At 42.0% G+C, this 23494-nt stretch carries 20 protein-coding genes; 8 read left to right on the forward strand and 12 right to left on the reverse strand.

What is annotated here, in order from left to right; all coding sequences use genetic code 11:
* Positions 1–36 precede the first annotated feature (36 nt).
* The 5 genes from AACU32_RS08845 to katG all read right to left on the reverse strand — a co-directional run bounded on the left by AACU32_RS08845 (position 37) and on the right by katG (position 8371).
* A complete protein-coding gene (locus AACU32_RS08845; protein ID WP_096599238.1) occupies positions 37–642 on the reverse strand; it encodes a VWA domain-containing protein in 606 nt (201 codons plus the stop codon).
* Between the two features lie 62 nt (positions 643–704).
* Positions 705–1310, reverse strand: a complete 606-nt coding sequence (locus AACU32_RS08850) for a vWA domain-containing protein (RefSeq protein WP_096599239.1) — start codon at positions 1308–1310, stop codon at positions 705–707.
* 243 nt (positions 1311–1553) lie between these two features.
* On the reverse strand, positions 1554–2291 hold the full coding sequence (locus tag AACU32_RS08855) for a 2-phosphosulfolactate phosphatase family protein (RefSeq protein ID WP_096599240.1): 738 nt from the start codon (positions 2289–2291) through the stop codon (positions 1554–1556).
* 472 nt (positions 2292–2763) lie between these two features.
* Positions 2764–4962 carry a GumC family protein gene (locus tag AACU32_RS08860; protein WP_339377675.1) on the reverse strand — a complete coding sequence of 733 codons (2199 nt, stop codon included), beginning with the start codon at positions 4960–4962 and terminating at the stop codon, positions 2764–2766.
* A gap of 1123 nt (positions 4963–6085) precedes the next feature.
* The gene (gene katG / locus AACU32_RS08865; protein ID WP_339377676.1) at positions 6086–8371 is read right to left on the reverse strand and encodes a catalase/peroxidase HPI; all 2286 of its coding nucleotides are present in this window, start codon (positions 8369–8371) and stop codon (positions 6086–6088) included.
* Positions 8372–9152: 781 nt separating this feature from the next.
* On the opposite strand from katG, the gene AACU32_RS08870 reads away from it, so the two are divergent.
* Entirely contained in the window at positions 9153–9776 is a 624-nt protein-coding gene (locus AACU32_RS08870; RefSeq protein WP_096599241.1) for a GNAT family N-acetyltransferase, read from the forward strand.
* Between the two features lie 3 nt (positions 9777–9779).
* On the opposite strand, the gene AACU32_RS08875 is transcribed toward AACU32_RS08870, so the two are convergent.
* The 4 genes from AACU32_RS08875 to AACU32_RS08890 all read right to left on the reverse strand — a co-directional run bounded on the left by AACU32_RS08875 (position 9780) and on the right by AACU32_RS08890 (position 14206).
* The gene (locus AACU32_RS08875) at positions 9780–10721 is read right to left on the reverse strand and encodes a ribonuclease Z (RefSeq protein ID WP_096599242.1); all 942 of its coding nucleotides are present in this window, start codon (positions 10719–10721) and stop codon (positions 9780–9782) included.
* 229 nt (positions 10722–10950) lie between these two features.
* On the reverse strand, positions 10951–12531 hold the full coding sequence (locus AACU32_RS08880; protein WP_096599243.1) for a B12-binding domain-containing radical SAM protein: 1581 nt from the start codon (positions 12529–12531) through the stop codon (positions 10951–10953).
* Positions 12532–12947: 416 nt separating this feature from the next.
* Positions 12948–13787, reverse strand: a complete 840-nt coding sequence (locus AACU32_RS08885) for a M56 family metallopeptidase (RefSeq protein ID WP_339378674.1) — start codon at positions 13785–13787, stop codon at positions 12948–12950.
* A complete protein-coding gene (locus AACU32_RS08890; protein WP_096599245.1) occupies positions 13787–14206 on the reverse strand; it encodes a BlaI/MecI/CopY family transcriptional regulator in 420 nt (139 codons plus the stop codon). Before AACU32_RS08890 ends, AACU32_RS08885 begins: the two co-directional genes overlap by 1 nt.
* Before the next feature lie 652 nt (positions 14207–14858).
* Here AACU32_RS08890 and AACU32_RS08895 point away from each other — a divergent pair.
* The 3 genes from AACU32_RS08895 to AACU32_RS08905 all read left to right on the forward strand — a co-directional run bounded on the left by AACU32_RS08895 (position 14859) and on the right by AACU32_RS08905 (position 18086).
* Complete coding sequence (locus tag AACU32_RS08895) at positions 14859–15386, forward strand: hypothetical protein (RefSeq protein ID WP_096599246.1); 528 nt, start codon at positions 14859–14861, stop codon at positions 15384–15386.
* A 119-nt stretch (positions 15387–15505) separates the two neighbouring features.
* Positions 15506–16483: a sucrase ferredoxin gene (locus tag AACU32_RS08900; protein ID WP_096599247.1), complete on the forward strand. Its 978-nt coding sequence runs from the start codon at positions 15506–15508 to the stop codon at positions 16481–16483.
* A 436-nt stretch (positions 16484–16919) separates the two neighbouring features.
* On the forward strand, positions 16920–18086 hold the full coding sequence (locus tag AACU32_RS08905; protein WP_096599248.1) for a phosphoserine transaminase: 1167 nt from the start codon (positions 16920–16922) through the stop codon (positions 18084–18086).
* Between the two features lie 223 nt (positions 18087–18309).
* Here AACU32_RS08905 and AACU32_RS08910 read toward each other — a convergent pair whose 3' ends face one another.
* Together AACU32_RS08910 and AACU32_RS08915 are read right to left on the reverse strand one after the other, a co-directional pair.
* A complete protein-coding gene (locus AACU32_RS08910) occupies positions 18310–18582 on the reverse strand; it encodes a hypothetical protein (RefSeq protein WP_096599249.1) in 273 nt (90 codons plus the stop codon).
* A gap of 48 nt (positions 18583–18630) precedes the next feature.
* Positions 18631–19278, reverse strand: a complete 648-nt coding sequence (locus tag AACU32_RS08915; protein ID WP_096599250.1) for a cysteine dioxygenase family protein — start codon at positions 19276–19278, stop codon at positions 18631–18633.
* Positions 19279–19670: 392 nt separating this feature from the next.
* Between AACU32_RS08915 and AACU32_RS08920 the strand changes: the two genes are divergently transcribed.
* From AACU32_RS08920 to AACU32_RS08935, 4 genes are all read left to right on the forward strand, one after another.
* The gene (locus AACU32_RS08920; RefSeq protein ID WP_339377678.1) at positions 19671–19820 is read left to right on the forward strand and encodes a hypothetical protein; all 150 of its coding nucleotides are present in this window, start codon (positions 19671–19673) and stop codon (positions 19818–19820) included.
* Positions 19821–20178: 358 nt separating this feature from the next.
* Positions 20179–20565, forward strand: coding sequence for a hypothetical protein (locus tag AACU32_RS08925; protein ID WP_096599252.1), 387 nt, complete (start codon positions 20179–20181; stop codon positions 20563–20565).
* A gap of 384 nt (positions 20566–20949) precedes the next feature.
* A complete protein-coding gene (locus AACU32_RS08930; protein WP_096599253.1) occupies positions 20950–21615 on the forward strand; it encodes a class I SAM-dependent methyltransferase in 666 nt (221 codons plus the stop codon).
* Between the two features lie 6 nt (positions 21616–21621).
* A complete protein-coding gene (locus AACU32_RS08935) occupies positions 21622–22371 on the forward strand; it encodes an SDR family NAD(P)-dependent oxidoreductase (RefSeq protein ID WP_096599254.1) in 750 nt (249 codons plus the stop codon).
* Positions 22372–22401: 30 nt separating this feature from the next.
* Here the strand turns inward: AACU32_RS08935 and AACU32_RS08940 are convergent, their stop codons facing one another.
* Positions 22402–22647, reverse strand: coding sequence for a DUF7219 family protein (locus tag AACU32_RS08940; RefSeq protein WP_096599255.1), 246 nt, complete (start codon positions 22645–22647; stop codon positions 22402–22404).
* Positions 22648–23494 lie beyond the last annotated feature (847 nt).

Consider the following 23494-nt stretch of genomic DNA (forward strand, 5'->3'; position numbering starts at 1 on the left):
TTGCGTAAAAAAGTTGAGATTATTTGAGATTATCAATTAGTCAGTTATCGCCTTGATTAATACATCAGTCAGGCTCATCTCTTCTAATTCATCTAAAGTGATGGTGTCACAAATATCAAATTTAGCGCCAATGTTTTGCAATTCATCATCTATCGCATGGAGAAACTTGGTGGCTTTGCTATCAGCACCTACTTGAATCAAAGAAATTCTTAATTCTTGGGGATTTTCCAAGCGCTGGGTAGCATTGATAATTACTTCATATACAGCTTGGCGATCGCCTGGTGTACCATCAGTGACAATTAAAATTACTTCTCCGGCTGGCTTGGTTTTACCCTCTGCTTTGCGTTTAAAGTAGTTATTAATTGCGTCTTGCAGTACACCTACTAGATTTGTACTATCTCCAGGGATATTTTCTGTGAAAATCTGCTTGATTTTGGCGGCGGTAACATAATCGTAACGCTTAAATGCTTTAGCAAATAGATAAATAGTGATACCATCAAGGTCAAATTCTTCGCATCTAGCAGCTAAAGCGTATGTTGATTCTTGCAATGCTGTCCATCTACTTCTACCATCTTTTTGATCTCTAGTAGCCATGCTGGCACTTTGGTCAATAATTAAGGTGTAGTCACGATTTTCTAGCATGGCTGATACTCCCCACAATTTGCTGATAATTAATTAGATAAAGCTAACAGATTTAGTGACGATTAGTCAGTGATTGCATTCATCAAGACATCTGCAAGGCTCATTTCTTCCAAGTCGTCTAAAGTGACAGTATCACAGATGTCAAATTTAGCACCTACACTTTGCAACTGGTCATCTAAAGCTTTAAGAAACTTAGTAGCCTGGGGATCTGAACCAACCTGAATAATAGAAACTGCTAATTCTTCATCCCGATCCATCTGGCGGGTAGCATGAATAATGACCTCAAAGACGGCTTTGCGATCGTCGGGTTCGCCGTCAGTGATCACTAAAATTGTTTCGCCATTGGGTTGAGTTTTACCCGCTGCTTTCCGCTTAAAGTAATTATTGAGTGCGTCTTGGAGTACACCTGCTAAATTTGTCGTCCCAGCCGGATCGTTTTCTTGGAATATCTGCGCCACTTTCGCTGATGTAACATCGTCGTAGCGTTTAAATCTCCCAGAAAACACGTAGACTGTAATTCCATCTGGATCAAACTGTTCGCACTTTCTCGCCAAAGCCAGCGTCGATTCTTGGGCTATGTCCCATCTACTTCTACCACCTGCTTGGTCAGGCGTGGACATACTGCCACTTTTGTCGATAATCAATGTATAGTCACGGTCACTCATCATAGTATTCCTTTGATTGTTACCCTGTGGTTCTAGTCTAACCGTTGGGTAATAGTACGACATCTTTGTCAGACGCTTTGTAATAATGATTTAAGTAGTTAATTATCAAGTATTTTTTTAGGCAAAAATAACCGTAGAGTTACTTAATAAATCCATTTGTAGACATATTACATAATGTAGGGTGGACAAGTTGCCCACCCTACAAACTAAAGACGTAAAAGCTGAGTTATTTTTTGAGATTTATAATTAATGGTGGCGTTTGAGAACACCAAGTTCTTGCTGTATGGGCAATACATCTAAAATATCGGTTTGGGAACAATATTTTAGATCTTCATAGCATTCCAGACGCAACAACCGTTTACCGTGAGTGGCTTGGTGTAAAAGTCCTAACAAGTTATCTTGCCATTGAGTGTAGAGCGCGATCGCACTAATCACTTCATCATTACCAGCTATTTCCTCGGGTGATAACTGAGTATGTTGCAAAATACTATGAGCGATCGCACCTGCACATACTGTATCTTCTAGAGAAAAACTGCCTTCCCAACCTGAACCGACAATCCAGACAGTCTCTGGTTGCTTGGACAAGAGAAAGTTAACTACCGCAGCACGGTTGATCAAAGCTGCTGCTAGTACAGTTGGCGCGTCTTGTACCCGCTGTAAGGCGCGAGTACCATTGGTGGTACTGATAAATAAGCGCCGTCCTTGTACAAGTTCTGGTGTGCAATCGAGGGGCGAATTACCCAAATCAAAGCCAGCTACCTTTGAACCACCGCGTTCTCCAGCTCGTAGCCGTTTGACGGGAGGCCATTTGTCGCTGACTTCCATGAGTTGATCTAAATCGCTGAACACTTGTACAGCTTCGCCCCCAGCCGCCAAAACAGTGGCCATTGTGCTAGTAGCTCGCAGAACATCAACTGCGATCGCACATTCTGGGGCTTGATCTGTTGGTGTCAATTCCGGGGTGTGGTAAACGAATAGCTTCACGTTTTAGATAAGCCTGATTAATGCTGCCGAGAAACATTTTAACCAGTTGATGTCATATAAGGTAAGTAAGAATTCTCAAAGGTTAAGCGTGGGAATGCTCTATGATTATTGTCATGGGGCATTAGGCATTGGGCATTGGGCATTGGGCAAGATCACACTACAGTCAAGCATGGACTTCACAATTCCTCAAATTCCGGAAATTGTAGAGTGTTTTATAGTTTAGCGATCGCGCACCGCTACTAACCGCAATCAATTTATTAAGAATTACGAATTATTCATAAATTTTGTTTAAGTTTTGGTAAAAAATGCATAAGCGTTTGCTACTGCAACAACATCCCAATCCTAGCGCTAGGGCTGCATTCACCCTGGTTAACGAGGCGAAGTAATTCGTAATTAATACCAATTCAAAGACAAATGCATTCGTAGGGGCGGGGTTTCCTCACCTTTGTATACATATTGCACTACGTTTTAGTTAAACCTTGGGAGCATCTTTGACATGATTTGCGATCGCGCCAATTAAATTCAACTTGCTCAAAATATCCCTAGCTTGAATTACTTCACTTTCAGTAATCTTACCCATCCGCCCTACTAACACAATCCCATGACACAAGGATGCAATGATTCTCCCATCAACCTTGTCTAAAATTGCCGGCGCATCTACAATCACTAAATCGTAGCTTTGCTCAAACAAGGCGATAATATCTTTCATCCGCGCTGAACTCAGTAGTTTGACTGGATCTTCTGGTGTCGGGCCAGCAGTTAAAATGTCGATATTTGGATGAATTGGTTGAATATACTCTACAACTGGAGTATTAATTTCATCGACTAATAACAAAGATAAACCCCAATCATTGGAAAGCTCAAGGTTTTTATGCAAGCTGGGATGCTGGAAATTGGCATCAATTACTAGTACCCGGCGATGCATATGCGCAGCACTAGCCGCAAGTCCCAAAGCTAAGGCTGTTTTTCCTTCACCAGCTAGTGTTGAAGTCAACATTAGCGATTTAAAAGGCAGGGAATAATTTAATAATTGAATATTCTGATAGACCATATCCAAATTTTCGTGATATGGCAACCAGGGGCTAGTTTCTACTAGCGCTAGTTTTCGCTGCTTTTGCCAAAACATCTGAGAAAACCGCTTCTTCACACCTATTTTGCCAAGATTTGGCACTGTTCCTAATAGTCGCAGGTTTGTCAATTTTTGTAATTGTTGTGCCGAATAGATGACATTATGATTTAATTGCAAGATTAAGGCTGTCATAATCCCTAAAATCGGCCCAGCTATTAATCCCCCAGTTAATAGAAGTAATCTCCCACTATCTATATAGGTTGCCTGATCTGGTGCTTCTAATAGTTGCCAATCAAATCCAGACTGAGCAATTTTAAGTCCTAAAGATTGTTGTGTCTGGAGTAGTTGTTCCAGGGTTTTGCGATTTGTTTTCACCTCTGGCAGGAGACGATTATACTCGGCGATGAGGCTGGTGTATTTGCTCAATTCAACACGCAGTTGCTTTTGAGACTCAACTAAACTTTTTTCATTCGCCAGAAGCCCTAAAGAAGTTGTCTGTACTTGAATTATTTCTTCTGCTAGCTTTGAGTCAACCCCGAGCATATCATCTTGGGGATTTGCTATTTTGGTAACTTTCTCTCCTAACGATTTTCCCGTCTCTTGTTGCAGTAGCGCCATTTGGCTTTGGTGTTGCTGCTTGAGATTTGCGATCGCTGGCGAATCCTCAGTATACCGTAGTCGCTGCTGAGCCAGTGCTAGTTCAGTCTTTTGAATCTCATTCAGCAGAGTTTGGTAGCGTGTTGATTGACTCAAACGAGAAGAAACTATAGCATTCTCAGATGAAGATGCCATTTTTTGCTCTAGGTTAGCTTGGCGAGCTCGTAGATCTTGAAGTTGGGCGCGAGTAATGTCTAACTGTTTTTGAATATCAGCCACAGATTGCAACAGAATTTTGCTTTGTACCTCTGGATCAACTAAATTATGCTTCTTGCGAAATGCTTCTAATTTTTTTTCAGATTGGCTGACTTGTTTTTTTACTTCCGGTAAGCGCGCGTTAACAAAAGCCAGTCCTTTATTTAAACGCTCATTTTGTTGTTCTACGTTGTAGTTATGATAAACAGTCTGTAGCGCTTGTAACACCTTTTGTGTTTTAACTGCATCTTTATCTTTAAAAGTCACCTCAAATATTTGACTGGCTAGTTTATTAATTCCCGTTCCAGTCTCTAGCCGATTTACATTTAAAGGTGATGTTTCACCCTGTTCTTTTTTTCCTTTGATATCTTCTAAAGTAATATTAGGATAACTAGAACGTAGTAAATCTACAGCTTTCTGGATTAACTGAGAACTCAGCATGACTTTTAATTGCGCCGTGTAGTCTACAGCTTGAACATTGGGATTTTTAACCTCGCTGTCAGCTACTCCCTGCACCTTACTTGAGTCTACCCCTGCATATAAGTTAGAACTTACCAGTATTTGCATCGAGCTTTGGTAAGACGGTTTAGCAAAGATAGCCAAGAGGCTAGCAACTGACATTACTGCAAAGGAAATACCCAATATCAGATAACGTCTGTGAAACAGAATTGAAGTGAGTTGTTTGATGTTAACCGCGTTTTGTGAAGAGTTATTGAGCATTTGCCCTTGGTTCAGACTACTGTTAGTCACTATACAAATCCTCTCATCTCTAAATAATAAATCAGGAAGATTTTGAGAAAATCTCTTGGCATGAATTTTGATTAAACTATAGACGGCATTTTCTGCTAAATGATTCCTAGTTTTCCAAATAAATTGTCTTCAATAATTTTACGGATAGCAATTGTAAATAATATTTTTTGATTGGCTATAACTCAAATTATTAAATCAATTTATTAAGATGTAATTGATACAAAATATCTAAGATTAGTCCTATTCTATTTGTGAACATTACTGCACTTCAGATCCCCTACTTCTTCAAGAAGTCGAGGATCTGAATATAAGTGAAAAGTAGTAAATAGTTAATTATTTTTGTGTATTATTTTTGATTTTTTTGACTGTTTTCTACCTATATACGGAAACAAAAAAGCGGCGGCTGCTACCTCTAGGAAGGAAAAGAAGCAGCAGCCCACCACAAGTGCTTTATAAGATAGTTAATCAAAAGTCTATAGTCAATAGTCAGTAGGGGCAGGTTTTGCGAGATTTTCACTCTCGAAACAAGATATGTCGTCCATAGGGGAACTCCAAAAAATAAATTATGCAAAATTGTAGGGGCGGGGTAACCCATACGTGTCAACTTAACGTCAAACCCTTATCAAGGCGTGATTTTGAATTAAATCACCTACCATCAATATCCGCCCTGCCCCACCCCAGTTTTGTCTAAAGCCAAAACATCCCCTCCCCGCAAGCGGGGAGGGGACTGAGGGGTGGGGTAAAATGCCTGTGGGATAAGCGTTTTAGCTTAAGTTGACACCAATGGCCCCTACGAGTTGCGGGTTTGGTAGGTTAATGATTGGAATATTTTTTTATTTGGAAGTCCCTAGTCGAGAATTTCTTAACCAATGACAAATGACCATTGACTATTGACTAAATCCCCACAGGTTGGGCAGTAGCACCAAGCATGGTCGGATTTATCAGCAGCTTTGACATCAGGGAATAAAGCTAGGGCGGCGTTTCAACTTATCTTGAAATACCGCCCTCATGTTTCTGGCTTCCACCTGCGTTGAGGATTTCCGTAGGTTTGCGTAGCCTCGACCTCTGATCACCCAATGATCGAAGTTACGCCTAGAAACCGTCGAAGACCTTTTCGCTGAGACTAGCGGAGGTCAAAGCGATCAAGGTTCATCACCTTGTCCCACGCCGCCACAAAGTCATGCACAAATATCGGCTGTGAGTCGTCACATCCGTAGACTTCCGCAAGGGCTCGTAGCTGAGAGTTTGAACCGAAGATGAGATCGACACGGGTGCCAGTCCACTTGAGTTCGCCCGTTTTGCGATCGCGTCCCTCGAACACGTCTTTAGCTTCAGAGGTCGCTTTCCATGTCGTGCTAAGGTCGAGCAGGTTCACGAAGAAGTCATTGGTCAACATCTCTGGTCGCTTGGTGAAGACACCGTGCTGGGTCTGATCGAAGTTGGCATTCAGGACGCGCAGTCCACCAACGAGAACCGTCATTTCCGGCGCACTCAGGGTCAGCAACTGCGCCCGATCCACCAGCAACTCCTCCGCCGATAAGGTGTGGTCACCTTTGAGGTAGTTGCGGAACCCGTCCGCCGTTGGCTGGAGTGGGGCAAAGGATTCCACATCCGTTTGTTCCGGCAACGCATCGGTACGTCCAGGCTTGAAGGGAACCTTGACATCATGCCCGGTGTTCTTCGCCGCTTGCTCAACGCCTGCGCATCCACCCAGAACGATCAAGTCAGCGAGCGAAACCTTCTTCCCACCGGACTGTGAGCTATTGAACTCCCCTTGGATCGCCTCCAGGGTTTGCAGCACCGTTGCTAGTTGGGTTGGCTGGTTGACTTCCCAATCCTTCTGAGGCGCAAGACGAATGCGCGCCCCGTTCGCCCCACCGCGCATGTCAGACCCACGGAACGTTGATGCCGATGCCCAGGCTGTCGAGACCACTTGGGAGATAGACAGTCCTGAAGCGAGGATCTTGCCCTTAAGGGCGGCGATGTCCTGCTCATCAATTAATTCATGGGTGACTGGGGGGACGGGATCTTGCCACAAGAACTCTTGTGCTGGGACTTCCGAGCCGAGATAGCGCGATCGCGGCCCCATGTCGCGATGCGTCAGCTTGAACCAAGCACGGGCGAACGCGTCTGCGAGCTGATCCGGGTTCTCAAGGAAGCGCCGCGCAATCGGCTCGTAGATGGGGTCCATCTTCATCGCCATGTCCGCCGTGGTCATCATGGGAGCGTGCCGCTTGGATGGATCGTGCGCGTCGGGCACTGTACCTGCGCCAGCACCATTTTTAGGTGCCCACTGATGCGCACCGGCAGGACTTTTCACCAGTTCCCACTCATAGCCAAACAGGTTTTCAAAGTAGTTGTTGTCCCATTTTACCGGATTGGTGGTCCATGCACCTTCGATGCCGCTGGTGGTCGTATGAACGCCGATGCCAGTGCCGAAGCTGTTCCTCCAGCCGAGGCCTTGCTCCTCAATGCTGCTGCCCTCAGGTTCGGGACCAACCAGCGCCGCATCACCAGCGCCGTGGCATTTGCCGAAGGTGTGTCCACCGGCAACGAGCGCAACCGTCTCCTCGTCGTTCATTGCCATCCGCCCGAAGGTTTCGCGAATATCCCGCCCTGAGGCGACTGGGTCAGGATGGCCGTTGGGTCCTTCCGGATTCACATAGATGAGACCCATTTGAACTGCGGCAAGAGGATTTTCGAGCTCGCGGTCTCCCGTGTAGCGCTTGTCGCCCAGCCATTCGCCCTCAGAACCCCAGTAAATGTCTTCTTCAGGCTCCCAAATGTCTTCGCGCCCGCCCGCAAAACCGCACGTTTTAAATCCCATCGACTCCAGGGCGCAGTTGCCAGCGAGGATCATCAGGTCGGCCCAAGAAATTTTCTTACCGTATTTCTGCTTGATCGGCCAAAGCAGCATCCGCGCTTTGTCGAGGTTTGCGTTATCGGGCCAACTATTGATCGGTGCAAACCGCTGGTTGCCGGTGCCCGCGCCGCCGCGACCGTCGCCGATGCGGTACGTGCCTGCGCTGTGCCAGGCCATCCGGATGAAGAGCGGCCCATAGTGACCGTAGTCGGCTGGCCACCAGTCTTGAGAGGTGGTCATCAGGTTGAAGATGTCTTGCTTCAGGGCAGCTAAGTCTAGGCTCTTGAAAGCCTCAGCGTAGTTGAACGCCTTACCCATAGGATTGGACTGTGGTGAGTGCTGGTGAAGTATCTTCAGGTTCAACTGATTCGGCCACCAGTCTCGGTTAGACGTACCACTACCTGCCGTGAATTTCTGAACTCCGCCCATAAAAGGGCATTTGCTCTCGCTGCTCATAGTATCTCCTATCAAGTGTCCAGAATCACGGGGGTCTGCGGTCAGTGAGTTCTGGTTATCAGCAGTTGTCAATTTTTGCGGTTCAGTCATAGGTAGAGAAATTCTCCATATAAGTTATTCAGATTGCCCAAACTAAATCTTGGTCAGTAAATCAACGGACGTTCTCTTGATCGAACCTATTAAAACGTAGTCGTAATGACTACGTTTTAATAATCATAATCGTTATGACTATGAAATGCAACTAACTTTGTTTTGCATCTTGGGAATCTGGCTGGTCATCTAAACCGGAAACTGAAAAATGATTTGTACTATCCGACAATGAACGAGCTATCGAGCTACAACGTTTTTTGGAGAGGGTATTGTTGACAACTAGAAATAATATACTGAATGTTTAGTAAATCGATATACCAGCAAGAAAACTTAAATAGATGACATATTGCGTATAAATGCTATTGTCATTGTTGCCATGCTATTGAGAATATCGTGAATTTTTAAGTAGTATTTAATACTGATATTTTGGCTAAAAAGAGTCAATGGTCATGTGTCATTAATTATTCTCCGCGTCACCACGTCTTTTTGTCCCACACTCCCAACACTTCCTTGTCCCATTCATCTGTGCGATGATCGGGTGTACGGTAATATAAATGTAATTTTTTAGACAAAGACTTATTTGAATAGTCGGGAAAAGAGTCGTTGATCTCCGAAGATTTGTCAATTACTAATCAAAGCTTTACGTAAACGAAATATTACCCCCTAAGTAAATGACTATAATCAGATTCATAACAAACAGTTGAAAGCGCAAATTTAGTTGCAAATATATTTGCTGTTTTCACAGTATTAACGATACTTGCAGTCAAATTTTAATAGGCATATGTTAGCAGTAGCAGTCGCACAAGTAGAAGAGTCTGTAACAATCTTCCATAACTTAACTAATGAATACGTACAAGCCAAGATTGTACCTATTTCATCAACACATATTCAAGAGATTGAATTAATGTGGAAGCCTCTACTAAAAAAAGAAAACTGTTGGGATCAAAACTTAAATCTCAACAAATATTTAAATAAGCCTCAAACTTATGAAGTTTATGTACTTGAATACGACTCAATTGCTCAAGGTCTAATAGTTTTAGAAGCGAAGGAACGCCATTCCCGGTTAGAAGAAGGCAAAAATTTAATTTACGTAAACTTACTAACTGTAGCTCCTTGGAACCGTGGCGCTATTCAAGAAACACGGAATTATAAAGGAGTCGGAACTTCTCTACTGACATTTGCCATTTCACGTAGTTTTGACTTGGGCTTTCTAGGAAGAATAGCTTTAAATTCTGTAAAAGAAGCTGAAAAATTTTACGAAAAAATGCCTTTTTTAGTTGCGGGATCTGATTTATTTGAAATGGGTGGACAGGGCAATATTGTCAGTCTAAAATATTTAGAAATGCCGGAAGAAGAAGCAGAATTAGTGATGTTAAATTTATATTTAACTAGTTCTTTAAATTAGCATTTAGACTAACTCTCGCCGCCTGGGCACATCATAAACCATGAAGTCATGAGCCATATTGGTACTGGGGAAAATAGCTCTAGCTTCTTGAAGTAAATCTTTCAACTCTAAATTGTTGCCCGGAGCATAGCGGGGACTGAAATGAGTCATAATTAAGTGATGTGCTTTTGCTGCTAAAGCTGTTTGTGCTGCCATTGTGCTGGTGGAATGTAGCCGCTGAAAAGCCATGTCTGCATCTTGATGGGCAAAAGTCGCCTCGTGAATTAACACATCTGCATCCTGTGCCAATTCCACTGCACCTTCACAAAAAACTGTGTCTGTACAATAGGCAATCTTACGTCCAATTTCTGTAGGACCACATAATTCTTTGCCATTAATCACTCGCCCATCAGTCAAAGTCACTGTTTCACCCCGCTTGAGTTGACCATAAACTCGACCTGGGGGAATCTGTAATTCCTGGGCTTTTTCGATATCAAAACGTCCTGCTCGGTCTTTTTCAGCTACTCGGTAGCCAAAAGCTGTAATGCGGTGATGCAATGGCCCACAGATGACAGTAAATTCATCATCTTCATAAATGACTCCCGGACGGACGGCGTGAACTTTTACAGGATAAGAAAAGTGGGTATGGGAGTAACGTAAAGCACCTTGGATATATTCGTTTAATCCAGGTGGACCATAGATATCAACTTTTTCCACATTACCAGCCAAACCGCAACTAGCAAGCAATCCCATCAAGCCAAAGATGTGGTCGCCGTGCATGTGGGTAATAAAAATTCGGGATAGTTGGCTCATTTTCAACTCACTCCGTAAAAGTTGATGCTGAGTACCTTCGCCACAATCGAATAACCAAAGTTCTGCCCTTTGGGGTAATCTTAAGGCAACGCTGGAAACATTGCGCGCTCTTGTGGGTACACCGGAACTTGTCCCTAAAAATGTGATCTGCACAGCGTTGTTTAGCCTTCCTCTTGCTCAATTGGCCGCTCTATTTTATATAGTGGCATGGTTTTAAAAGATGCGATCGCTCTGCAAATATACAAGAACCACAATTTGTTGGGTTTCACTGTTACACATTTAACTTGCTCCCTTAGGCACCCTACAAGAGTTATAGACATTTAAAAAAGAACTACAATCAGCTGAAATCCTTATATTTAAAGGATTTCAGAATAAATAGCAATTAAACTAACACTTTCACTTCTGGCTGTACGTTGGCTTCCGCTTCCAGAAACTCAGCTACTTGCGCCTCAATTTCATCCCGCACAATTTGGCGATATTCCAAGAAATGCTCGATTTGGGCACAAACCGATAAATAGCTACTTACGCCACCTGGATTATGTTTATACATATTCCACAGGTTGCGCCAAAATTGCCAGCGTGTCTGACGGCGCACACCTTGTCGCCAACAGATGATCAGCAACGCCCGGATTACCTTCCAGTTCAATGGTTTTTTCGCACCTTTGCCCTTTTTGGGGTAGGTTGCTTCGCCCAAAATCCGGTAGTGACGGTAGGCGCGATCCAAAAACCGCGATGGCTCATACAGTTCCCAGAACGCTTCTACATATTCGCGGGCGATATCTGCTAAGGGTCGAGTTGGGACAAAGTTCATCAATGTGGTTTGATTGATGTTGGCTCCTTTGCTACGGAGTCGTCCTTCTTTTTCCAATCGATGCCAAAGGGCTGTATCGGGAAGGGCTTGCAGCATACTAAATAAGGCAGTAGGAATAGCAGTTTGTTCCACAAACTTAACGATGCGTGCGCCGGCTCCTGGCTTTTCACCATCAAACCCAATAATAAAGCCCGCCATCACTCGCAACCCGGAGCGGGTAATTGTATGGACTGCTTCACTCAGGGAGTCTCGCGTGTTCTGGTATTTCTGAGTAAAGGTGAGGCTTTCTTCATCGGGGGTTTCAATTCCCAGAAACACCGCTCCAAAATTGCACGCTACCATCAAATCCATCAGTTCTTGATCTTGGGCTAAATCAACTGAAGCCTCTGTGGCAAAGGAAAATGGAAAGTGATGTGCTACCATCCAAGGCTGAAGTTCCTTTAAAAATAATTTGACGTTGCGTTTATTGCCGATGAAGTTGTCATCCACCATAAAAATGCTCCGCCGCCAACCGAGTTCGTAGAGGTAATCAAGTTCGGCTAACAGTTGTGCGGGGTTTTTGGTGCGGGGTTTGCGACCATAGAGAACAATAATGTCGCAGAACTCACATTGAAAGGGACATCCACGGGAAAATTGTACCGACATCTCCGCATAGGCTTCAAATTCTAAAAGGTCAAAGCGCGGAATCGGGGTGTTAGTAACATCTGGTTTTTCACCGCCAGAGCGAAACACACCTGTACGATCGCCTCGTGCGATCGCTTCGACAAATAAGGGCAGTGTGATTTCCCCTTCATCTAAGATTAAGTAGTCTGTTCCTGGGGCGCTGACTTCATGGGGTAGGGCTGTAGCATAAGGGCCACCAACAGCCACAGCCTTACCCCGAATCTTCGCTTCCCGAATCTGCTCTAGCAAATCTTCTTTTTGCACAATCATCGCCGACATAATCACCAAATCTGCCCAAGCCCATTCTGCTTCGGTGATTTGACGCACATTCCGATCTACTAGCTTGAATTCCCATTCTTGAGGTAGAATCGCAGCTACAGTCACCAATCCCAAAGGCGGTAGCATTGCCTTACGGTCTAATAAAGCCAGTGTTTTTTCAAAAGACCAAAAACTTTTGGGAAAGCGAGGATATACAAGTAAAACTTTCATTAAGGTGATTAAAGCCTAAATTTTGTTGCTGGGTTAGTTAATACTAAAACTGAAATGGTGCTTATATTTATTTGCACTTATATTTAATGTAGCAAAAGCTATAATATTGTTCCCGATGCTATAAATAATTGCCAAATCAATCCCTTACTCAGTAGCCTTTAAGCGATTTGAGCATTTAGAGACGTTGATTATATCGGTATTATATTTTACATTTAAACAAGGCTGAATACAAACTTAAAAAGTTTAAAAGTACTGCTCATTTAATGGAAACTTGACGATCGTGATGTAATTTTTAAATGCTATTTTTTCCCAATGTTTCGAGCCTATTACAAATAGGAAATTGGGATTAAATAAATAATGATATAAAAAATTAATTATAAATGGGTAATATCAATAACTTATTACCCATTTTTTATTTAGGTGTGGAAGATGACAGTGATTAAGGGCAGAAATGCCAACAAAAAGCCATGCCAGGAATGCAATTGAGCCGCTGGGATTGGTTCTGGGGGTGCTAAGAGAGCATCGATTCTTTGTTCTAAGCGATCGCCTGTTGGTGAACCTAAAGCTGCACAGCAAATTTCTGAGACTACCGGGGTATTACTGACTACTAACAGCAGTGATTCTGCTAGTACTAAGGGGTCTACCTGGGATGCAGCATAACCATCGGCTCGGAGTTCGCGCAAAACTAACAGTTCTTCCCACAACGAGTCTGTATTGGGTAACCACGCCGTACAAGAACGCACCCAACCCAGCCAGAAAAACCAAAATGTGTCTCGGTAATGATAATGCCCTTGCTCGTGCGCTAGGACACTTTCTAAATGCTCCCTGGAGAGAGTTTGGAGTAATCCTTGACTGAGTACTAGTTCGGGTTGCCAAAAACCGATTTGACCGGCAAAGAGTGCGCCTGTGTTAAGTAGCCTGATTTGTCTGTTGCCAAAATTTACCAAAGGACAGTTACGGGCAGATTGTACAGACTGCCAGCCTTCAATGGCAAGCTTGATGCAGAAAATGCTAAAAAATCCCAGATAAATTAGCGCTAGGAGATAACTACCCCAGCCAGTATACATACCTGCCATTTTACCTTGGGGGCCCATGCATAGCACGGCGATCGCCGTCATGAATAGCAGTAAGGGAGGAAAGAGAAATAAAAATAGCGATCGCCGCCAGCGCAGATTCCAATTACCTTGGGGAACTCTCCCAAAGGATCTTAACCCCCAAGCTACGGAAAAAGCAGTCAAAATCATGATTAAATGTATCATTTCCCCTCCCTGGCTTGACGTGCAGCTTGAATGCGTTTGGCGATCGCTTCTATTTGGTCGCTGGCTGTTTCATCCAGACTATCAGCAAAAGCAGCAACTACATCGGGATTACCCACCGCCAAAAATCGCTGCAATTGCTCGTGTGCTTTGATTACCTCTGCTTGTTGTTTTGTCAGTAATGGTCGCCAATAGAATGCTTTGCCTTTTTTGTCGCAGACTAGCCAACCTTTATCAGTGAGGCGGCGCATGACGGTGGTGACAGAAGTATAAGCTAATTCCCGGTTAGGGTCAGAGAGAATGCGATCGTGTACATCCTTAACTGTAGCTGAACCCAGTTCCCAGATGATCTGTAAAATTTCTGCTTCTAGGGGGCCTACGGACAGTTGTTTTGGGCGGTAGTCGGGTAAAGGAGCCATATCAATTTTGGATGGGAGATTGTGGATAAGTAGATTGAACGCGAACATTCCCCTCTCGATGAGATCGACTTAGCCTGAGTGCGCGTAGTCGTCAACGCTAAACACCTATTCTGTTTTCAGATTACCGTTGATTGAAACTGCTGTTTCATCTTTAGGCAAAATTCACAGCAACTCAGCAGGCGATCGCGTGGTCATCATCATTTTTAATTATTGAAAAAAATTATTATTTGCATTGAAGTTCTCAATTCCTACATTAACCAGCAATCTCAGCTGTTAGCTAGTTGTTAACCTTTATTTAAAGGATTTTCATCAGCAGAAAATTTTTAGTAAAATTTATATATATTAGTAAATACTTGCATTTCTTATTGACTTCAGTTACAGTCAAAGCAGGTATACAAAAAAACACCTGATATCTATTTCAGGAGTTTAACTCAATGAAAGAGTAGATACCAAAACTAAAAACTGAGTAGAGCTAGGAAAATTTGCGTATTTTTTGAAAAATATGTTCCTGCTACTCAAGTTTCAATAGTTATCTGCTAACCTATACTGGTGATTTTATTAGCCTAGCTCTTCATGAGTCAAGGCGATAGAATAGATTACTCAGATGATAAATATAAATTTTTTTTCTGCTTTATTGAGAATTATTTGCAATATGTTTTTAGATACAAGATGTAGTAACCAATACCGAAAACGCGATCGCTTCAACAAAGTAGTCTCCATAAGTATCACGAGACAACATCAAGGAATAGGAGTAAATTGGCGAAAAAAGATTGATTTTCTGCAATCTTGGGTGAAGCGTCCAAATTTATCTGCCAAATGGCATATAAATAAAAGTCTGTCCACAGATGTAAAGACAGAGACTACAAATGGCTATATGAATTATTTCATGAAAAATTTAAATAATTACCGAAATTTTAGCCAAAAGTTTAACTGTGATTTAAGCTACATCAAAGGCTTAAGTAAATTGCAGCTAAAATACTTCAATTTTGGCTCTTTTAGCAAGATTAAGCAAGACATTGTTCAGCAATTGACAGTTGTTCAACAGTCGAACTATCAGAGATACAAAATTAACTTTGGAATTACTGAAGAAGTTCTACAACCATTTCCTAGCTCTATTATGGAGATTTTATTAACCGGAAATAGGTTTAGTAGAAATGAATGTTATAAAGTGGCTACTTAGTTGGCTCTAAGAAATGCTAATTGTTTCTTACTGTTGCATTTCCCTTGTCAATTGTAGCCCAACTCACAATTTTAGCTTTGATGAACTTGTCCATAAAATTTAAGAATGAGTACAGATAGATGAATACCTTTTTTTGTTCAGATTACTCAAGACAAATAGGAGAAAATGTTATTGGTACTGCCACCCATTACGAAACGTATATTTTGGTTGAATGTCCTCCGCCTTGGACAACAGAAGCCTTTAATTCTAAATGGGTGCCCAAGGATTTAAGAATCTTGGTAGAGGAAGTAAAACACGCTAAACTACCAATGAGATTTTTGTTAATTGCTAACGATCAATCGCACAAAGTAGAACAAACAACTCTGTTGATTTATCAAAAACAAAAGGGATTAAATCAGGGATACCAAAAACATGAATTTCAATTGACGAATATTCAGCAGGTAGCTGGATTTGTCAAAAGATTCTTATGGGGTAGTATTCCTGAGTATGAAAGAGAAAGAAGTATTACTAGAGATATTTTAGTATGTACCCACGGCAGCCATGATAAATGCTGTGCTAGATATGGTAACCCTTTTTATTTTTATGCTCAAAATACTATTGCCCATTTAGATTTGGAAAATGTGCGGATTTGGAAATCTAGCCATTTTGGTGGACATCGATTTGCACCAACAATGATAGATTTACCAGAAGGGCGATATTATGGTGAGCTTGAGCAAGAATCATTCAAATCGATTTTGACTCGGACTGGAGATATTAACTGTTTAAATCAGGTCTATCGAGGCTGGGGTATTCTACCAATTCCACTCCAGATTTTAGAAAAGGAATTAATTCTTCACTATGGATGGGATTGGTTTAACTACAAAGTAACAGGTAAAATATTAGAACAAAGCCTAGATAATAATACAGTACTAGCTGAACTAACTTTTGCCAAAACTACAGGTGCGCTATATACTTGTCAAGCGAAATTAATCAAAGATGAAAGCAAAGCCCTAGAAATCAAGAGTTCTTGCAATGCTAAGCAAAGCGCAGTAGTCGTTAACTATACTGTAGCTAGTATCTGGCTGGAAGCTCAGAAAGTTGTAACTTTGAGTGCATAACTATGTGAGGACTGAAGCAATTGGCTGATTATTTTACCGCGATTTATTGGCAAGTAGACCATAAGATATGAGTCCCGACAAAGGATATGGTTAATCAAAAAAATACATAGTGTTTGGACTCATGAAATTAGCCATTTGCTAAAGTCTGGCATTAATTTAGCGCTATGCATAAGACGAAGCTGGAAATTGCATCTACAAATCTGGAAAAATATGTACGGATGGCTAAACCGTGCCTGGACTTTGTAGAGGGATAGCCGCTTCCATGCACACAAGAGAAAAGTCATGTAATGTCTAGCTTTGTCTAGATTGTATGTAGCAGTGTGACTAATACCTAAGATAGGTACATTATGATTACGAGTAATTTGCTGGACGTAATATCAAGTACTTGTTATTCGATACTATGTCCATGAATAAGTAATTATCGTAGACTGTACCTATGTCTCAACCCCTAACCAAGCCTTCCATTCCTTACTTCTCCTCTGGCCCCTGTTCCAAGCGTCCCGGCTGGTCTGTTTCTCAGCTAGAAAACGCCTGTGTTGGTCGTTCCCACCGTTCCAAAGATGGTAAAGCCAAATTAGCAGCAGTAATTGAGCGTTCTAAGAAAATCCTTGGTGTTCCTGCTGATTACCGCTTGGGTATCGTTCCGGCTTCTGATACTGGTGCAGTAGAGATGGCTTTGTGGTCACTGCTAGGACACAAACCCCTTGATATCCTGGCCTGGGAAAGTTTTGGTCAGGAATGGGTAAAAGATGTCACAGATGAGTTAAAGTTACCTGATGTTCGTCTGCTCAAAGCACCCTATGGCAAGTTGCCCGATTTAGAATCGGTTGATTTTAGTCATGATGTAGTATTTTTGTGGAATGGTACAACTTCTGGTGTCAGAGTACCAAACGGCAATTGGATCAAAGATGACCGTGAAGGACTGACTATTTGCGATGCTACATCCGCAGTATTTGCGATGGACATACCCTGGGATAAATTGGATGTGGTGACTTACTCCTGGCAAAAAGTATTAGGTGGAGAAGCACAACATGGTGTGATTGTACTTTCCCCCCGTGCTGTGGAACGCCTCGAAAGTTATAAACCAGCTTGGCCTATACCCAAGCTATTTAGAATGACACAAAAAGGTAAGCTAATTGAAGGTATTTTTCAGGGAGATACCATCAATACGCCATCAATGTTATGTGTCGAAGATGCCCTAGATGGATTAATCTGGGCAGAAAGTATTGGCGGACTTCCTGGCTTAATTAATCGTAGTCAAGCCAACTTAGGGGCGATCGCTCAATGGGTTGAGCAAAGTGATTGGGCTGATTTTTTGGCAGAAACACCAGAAATTCGCTCTTGTACTTCCATTTGCTTGAAAATTATTGATTCTTGGTTCACTAGCCAGACACCAGAAGCACAAGCAAAATGTGCTACCCAACTAGCAAAACTACTGGAGAAAGAAAAAGTAGCTTATGATATCGCCGCCTACCGTGCTGCACCCCCAGGATTGCGCATTTGGGGTGGAGCAACAGTCGATACCGCAGATATTGAGGCTTTACTTCCCTGGTTAGACTGGGCTTACAGTACAGTCAAAGCCGAATTGACTTCTGTGGTTTGATCTGATGCTAATCCGCCTTCGGTGATGTAATTTCAAGGGAAGTGGGCGCGGGGTTTCCCCACCCTCACCCCCAGCAGGGGGTGAGGTTCTCCATCAGACAATTCTCTTTCTATGCGATGAAACATCATGTTCTCCATCATGTAGTTTTCGTTTTAGTTTGGAGCTAAATCCTGTGCATCGAACTCACGTTGAATTAAGAATTGTTTGAACTTTCTGCTGGTTACTAACATTTGGCGATATCTTCGTTAAAAGTCTTGTCCCAAACTAGCTTGACATCAACTTTTGAGGGAATTACCCCTGCTGGGAAAAATGTATTAGCAACTTTTTGCTGAGATGCAATCGCCTCTTGAGACACAGGAAGTAATTTTTGCGATCGCTGTTGTTGTCCTTCTTGGGCATCTTTGTAAACAATGTCTTCATCAATATTGATGGCATTTGCATAACTTTTAGACCACTGTTTGAGATTGGATTCTCGCCATTGTTGTGATTTTTGCAAGTGACAGAGAAAATCTGCGATCGCACTAGGATCGGCATAGTTTTCCTTTTATTCCTTATATGGTGCGTTGGAATATCCAGAGCGAAAAGATTTGACACTTCGTTGTTCTGGGTGATATTGGTGGCGCAAAATGTTACCAGTATCATTCCCCATGACATGAATGGAGATGGAGGGAGTAAATACTGTTGTCGCTTTCACAGAGTGAATATCTCCGTCAGGCGGTAACAGACGGTAAATATCACTACGTTTCACTTTATAGACACCGAGGTTTTGTAATTGGGCGCGTCCTTCTACATCACCGTTATCTAGGCGACGGTAGACAGTTTCTTCTTGTCTGCCTTTATACAAACCCACAAGCCCCCAAGATAAATGATCGTGGACAGGAGTAATGGAATTGGGCGGAATCACCAAACTAAAGATAGTCAGTGACCGATCCTGAGAACGATACAGCAACCATTGCCCAATTCCACCTCCCAAACCGCTATGGTGAATTGGTTGGGAGAATTCCTCTGGTAACCAATCTTGTTTTTTCAGGAGTGTAGCAAAATGGGGTTCTAGAGTATTGAGGGTTTGTTGGCGATCGTCAGTAGTGTGAGAGATAATTTTTTTAGCGATCGCCACAAACTCACCTAAGTCAGGACTATCAATAAACCATTCGTCTGTTTTTAAGGATTCGAGAATAGTTGTATAAGTCATAAAATTCCAGATTTGATTTGATATTTAACTTTTGGGGTTAAGACTTACGCATTATGTATTTTTTGTCATTGGTCATTGGTCATTTGTCATTTGTCCTCTGTTTCCTCATCTCCCTTGTCCCCCTTGTCTCCCTTGTCCTCCTTGTCCCCCTTCCATTCCCTACCTCGCCGCAGTAGTTCCCAAAGGACATACAGAAGCTGCAATATCTACTCGTTTAGGAAGAATTCACCACAATTTATTCCTTCATCTCAATTGTTTCGAGTTGAAGCAGCAACGATGTTGGTTTAATCTGAGAGGCAAAGCAATAATCTACGTAAATCCGATTGACATGTCGTAGATTAAAATTAATCATACCATCTTTTTGATTGACTATAAAACTCAAGTCAATATTTTTGTTATTTAGGGTCTGGGGTAATGGCAAATTCCCCATCTTTACCGAACCATCCCCCGGTTATCATGGGCTGAATTTTCAAGAAGTATTTGGTGTCGGTAGTCCTTGTGGGAATATTGCTTTCATTATCCGCGCCAGAGTAGAAGGATGATCAGTTATATCGTTGATCTGAATTTGAGCTTTTCACTCTAGTCATTTTGTGGCTGCAACCCTGTAATCTCGTAGAGTAGCCTTCGTGATTCCATCCGACCTTGTATCAATCCCTGTTCCTTCAGTCGATGCAGAGACTGATAAAGTCGATGAAATCCCATAAACAATGTTTTATGAATTTCCACTGCCCGAAGTGATCCAGCTTTTTTTAGTAGATTGAAAATTTCAGATTCATCTTTATTCATCAAATCATTCACGGAAAGTTTAAATCAAGATCAGTACCTTTGCTGTATCAGTATTTACGAGAAACAAAGTAGAAATAAAGTAACAAAGTTTATTCTACCAATCGGTATTCTTTCATGAGATTTCTGTCTAAATTTTTGGCAGTTTTAACTTCTTCTTTGGGTTTAGTGTCAATCAATTTTGCTGTTTCTATGCCTGCCAAAGCAGCAGTTGTATGTGAATCAGGGACAATTAGTAATTATCAAAATGGTTCGTTGGCAACTTGTATTCTTGGTCAAGATATGAGCGTGCAGGTTTCTAGCCCCACTTCCGCAGTAGCTACTTTTGAGTGCAAAGCCAAAAATTTTATATCTTTTGATGACAAAGGACAGTTTACAGGTTGCCAACTTTCACAGGAAGTACAACTCATAAAAGGTAGTTCAGTTGAAACGTGTCCAGCAGAGTACAAAATAAATGTTTTGAGTACAACGAATGGTATTCAATCCATTAGTTGTAGTCCCTAGTAAATAATGTTTAGATCGCCGATGAACACAGGGCGATTGACTCTAGTTACTTGTTAGATCGCGGTATGCCGCTTTGATTATGCGCACTAAAATATAAGCGATCGCCGGATCAATATCTTTAGCCGAGTATAGCAGGGTTGCTATTTCTTCAGCAGTATCGACTGGTTGCTGTTATTCAAGCCGTAATGACAAGTAAACACCCGTGCCAGCAGTGCATCAGGTGTTTTTTCGTCTTGTCTAGAGCTTGTCGAGGTGTGTCTGGTCAATTCGTCAACGGGTTCTGTCGCCTTTCTTAATACTTTATATGCAAAATACGGTAAACCAGTGAGTTTGCCGTATATTAAAATATGGAACCCCAAATAATATTGATAGTTATTGACTCCAATGGCTCCTAGTAAAACGCTGCATCTATCAAACGAACTTTACCAATATCTGTTGTCTATCTCTCTGCGAGAACCAGAATTACTCTTCAAACTGCGGGAAGAGACGGCGCGTCATAAGAGAGCAAATATGCAGGTAGCACCAGAACAAGGACAGTTTCTCGGTTTTTTAGTCAAACTCATTGGAGCCAAGAAGACTCTGGAGTTAGGAGTTTTTACAGGTTATAGTTCTCTGAGCGTGGCCTTGGCGCTACCACCTGACGGTAAAATTATAGCTTGTGATGTCAGCGAAGAATTTACAGGAATCGCTCGTCGTTATTGGCAAGAAGCAGGGGTAGCAGAAAAAATTGACCTGCGACTGGCGCCAGCCATCGAGACTTTAGAAAAATTATTGGCTGAAGGTGAGGCTGAAACCTTTGATTTTGCCTTTATTGATGCCGATAAGGAAAACTATTATGCTTACTACGAACGAGTGTTAAAGTTAATTCGACCTGGTGGGTTGATTGCTGTTGATAATGTCCTTTGGTCTGGACGTGCAGCACAACCAGATGTTCAAGACTCAGCTACCAATGCTATCCGAGATTTTAATAGCAAGCTGCATCTTGATGAGCGGATAGATTTAAGCTTGATTTCAATAGCAGATGGACTCACTTTAGCAATCAAACGTTAATTAATCATGACAGGTAAATTAGACGGCAAAGTCGCAATTATTACCGGAGCTTCTTCTGGTATTGGTGAAGCCACCGCCCTAGCACTAGCAGCAGAAGGAGCAGCAGTAGTACTAGCTGCTCGCAGAGGCGATCGCTTAAATGCCCTAGCAGAAAAGGTTGCTACCATTGGTGGCAAAGCTTTACCTATTATTACTGATGTTACAGACGAGACTCAAGTACAGAATTTAGTCCAGAAAACCAAGACAGAATTCGGTCACATAGATATCCTCGTCAATAATGCAGGTATTGCTGCTGTGGGTGCGATCGATGGTGGGAATACCGCCGATTGGAAGGAGATGATTAATCTCAATCTGTTGGGATTGCTGTATGTCACCCATGCAGTATTACCCATCTTGAAAGCTCAAGGTGCAGGGCATATCGTCAATATTTCATCCGTTGCTGGGCGAACGGCACGAGTTGGTATTGGTGTATATAACGCAACAAAATGGGGTGTCAATGGTTTTTCAGAATCCTTGCGGCAAGAAGTTTGCAAGCAAAACATCCGTGTGACTATTATCGAGCCTGGTTTAGTTAATACAGAGATTAATGACCGAATTTCCGACCCCATAGCCAAACAAAACATAGAAGCACGTCGTAGTTCTGTGACACCGTTAGAAAGTGAAGACATTGCGGCCGCGATCGTTTACGCCCTGACACAGCCATCCCGCGTAAATGTGAATGAGATTCTCATTCGACCAACACTACAAGATTGGTAAATTTCTAGAAATCCGGGCAAATAGGAAAGTTCAATTATTGGTAATTCCTAATTCCTTTTTGGATTTTTTTAACTGCTCCCACACTTTTTCAATATCCTGATAAGCTTCTTCCGGCGAAAGTTTACCGTTTGTTTCCAGGCAGGAAATATAAGCAACTTTTTGAGAAAATTCTTGAAGATTCGCATTGAATACTAAGTTCTGTGGTTTCACTTGACTATAGTAACGACTGCGAGGATACATGAAATTATCTTTGATGATGCGGTTTGGTTCTGTCATCATATTCACCTGCTGGTAATCTAGAAGGCAAAATAGTAACAAGCCCTAAATTTATTGGCATTGCTACTTTCACTAGATTAATTAGTACAGTTTATGATTTATGAATACGTGAATTTGCTGAATATCAAACATGAAATTTTGGCATATCTACCGTATAGTACCGAATTGGATTGCTATGAAAGTCGCTTCTACCCATATCTGCTAACAGAGGTTGATTGTAATACACATTTGCTATTGCTAATCCACAGGCGATGCCTAGGTTGGGCTACGCCTACGCTAAGATGAAAATAGCCGTCCGATTCGCTAACAGATTGCTAAATGCAGTTGTATTGTTGAGCGTAGACTGCTCTTGAAAATCCATAGATATTTAGTTAATGTGTTGAGTTATCGCTTAAGTTGCGGACTATGGGAGAGATTTTTCCCAACATACATCAGAAATAAGTCGTAGACATTCTTGTTTTTGTCGCTACAATTTCTCAGGTCTGATGGATGAATATAGACATCGTCAAAAATTTGTGACCCAGCTTTCATCGTAGGCAGGAAAATTGCTCACAAAAACCCGGATATAGTCAGCTATGTCTATTAAAAACCGCAGATAAATGTACATTCATGTACATATAACCTCAAAATACGTTAAATAGTTTTATTTACAGTATTTTAATACTAACCATATAGAATAGTTACATAAAAGCTTCATAACAGCAAGTTTTTAATAGCAAATATTCCCTAGGGTTAAAAACCTTGTACTTGAGTTGATTGTGAAAGCATTGTATGTCATTATCTACAGATATAGGTATTAAATACGCTTAGTAAATAAACTGATAGTTATTTTGCTCAGGATTTAATA

This window comes from Calothrix sp. NIES-2100 (assembly GCF_963875285.1).
Lineage (GTDB): Bacteria > Cyanobacteriota > Cyanobacteriia > Cyanobacteriales > Nostocaceae > Aulosira.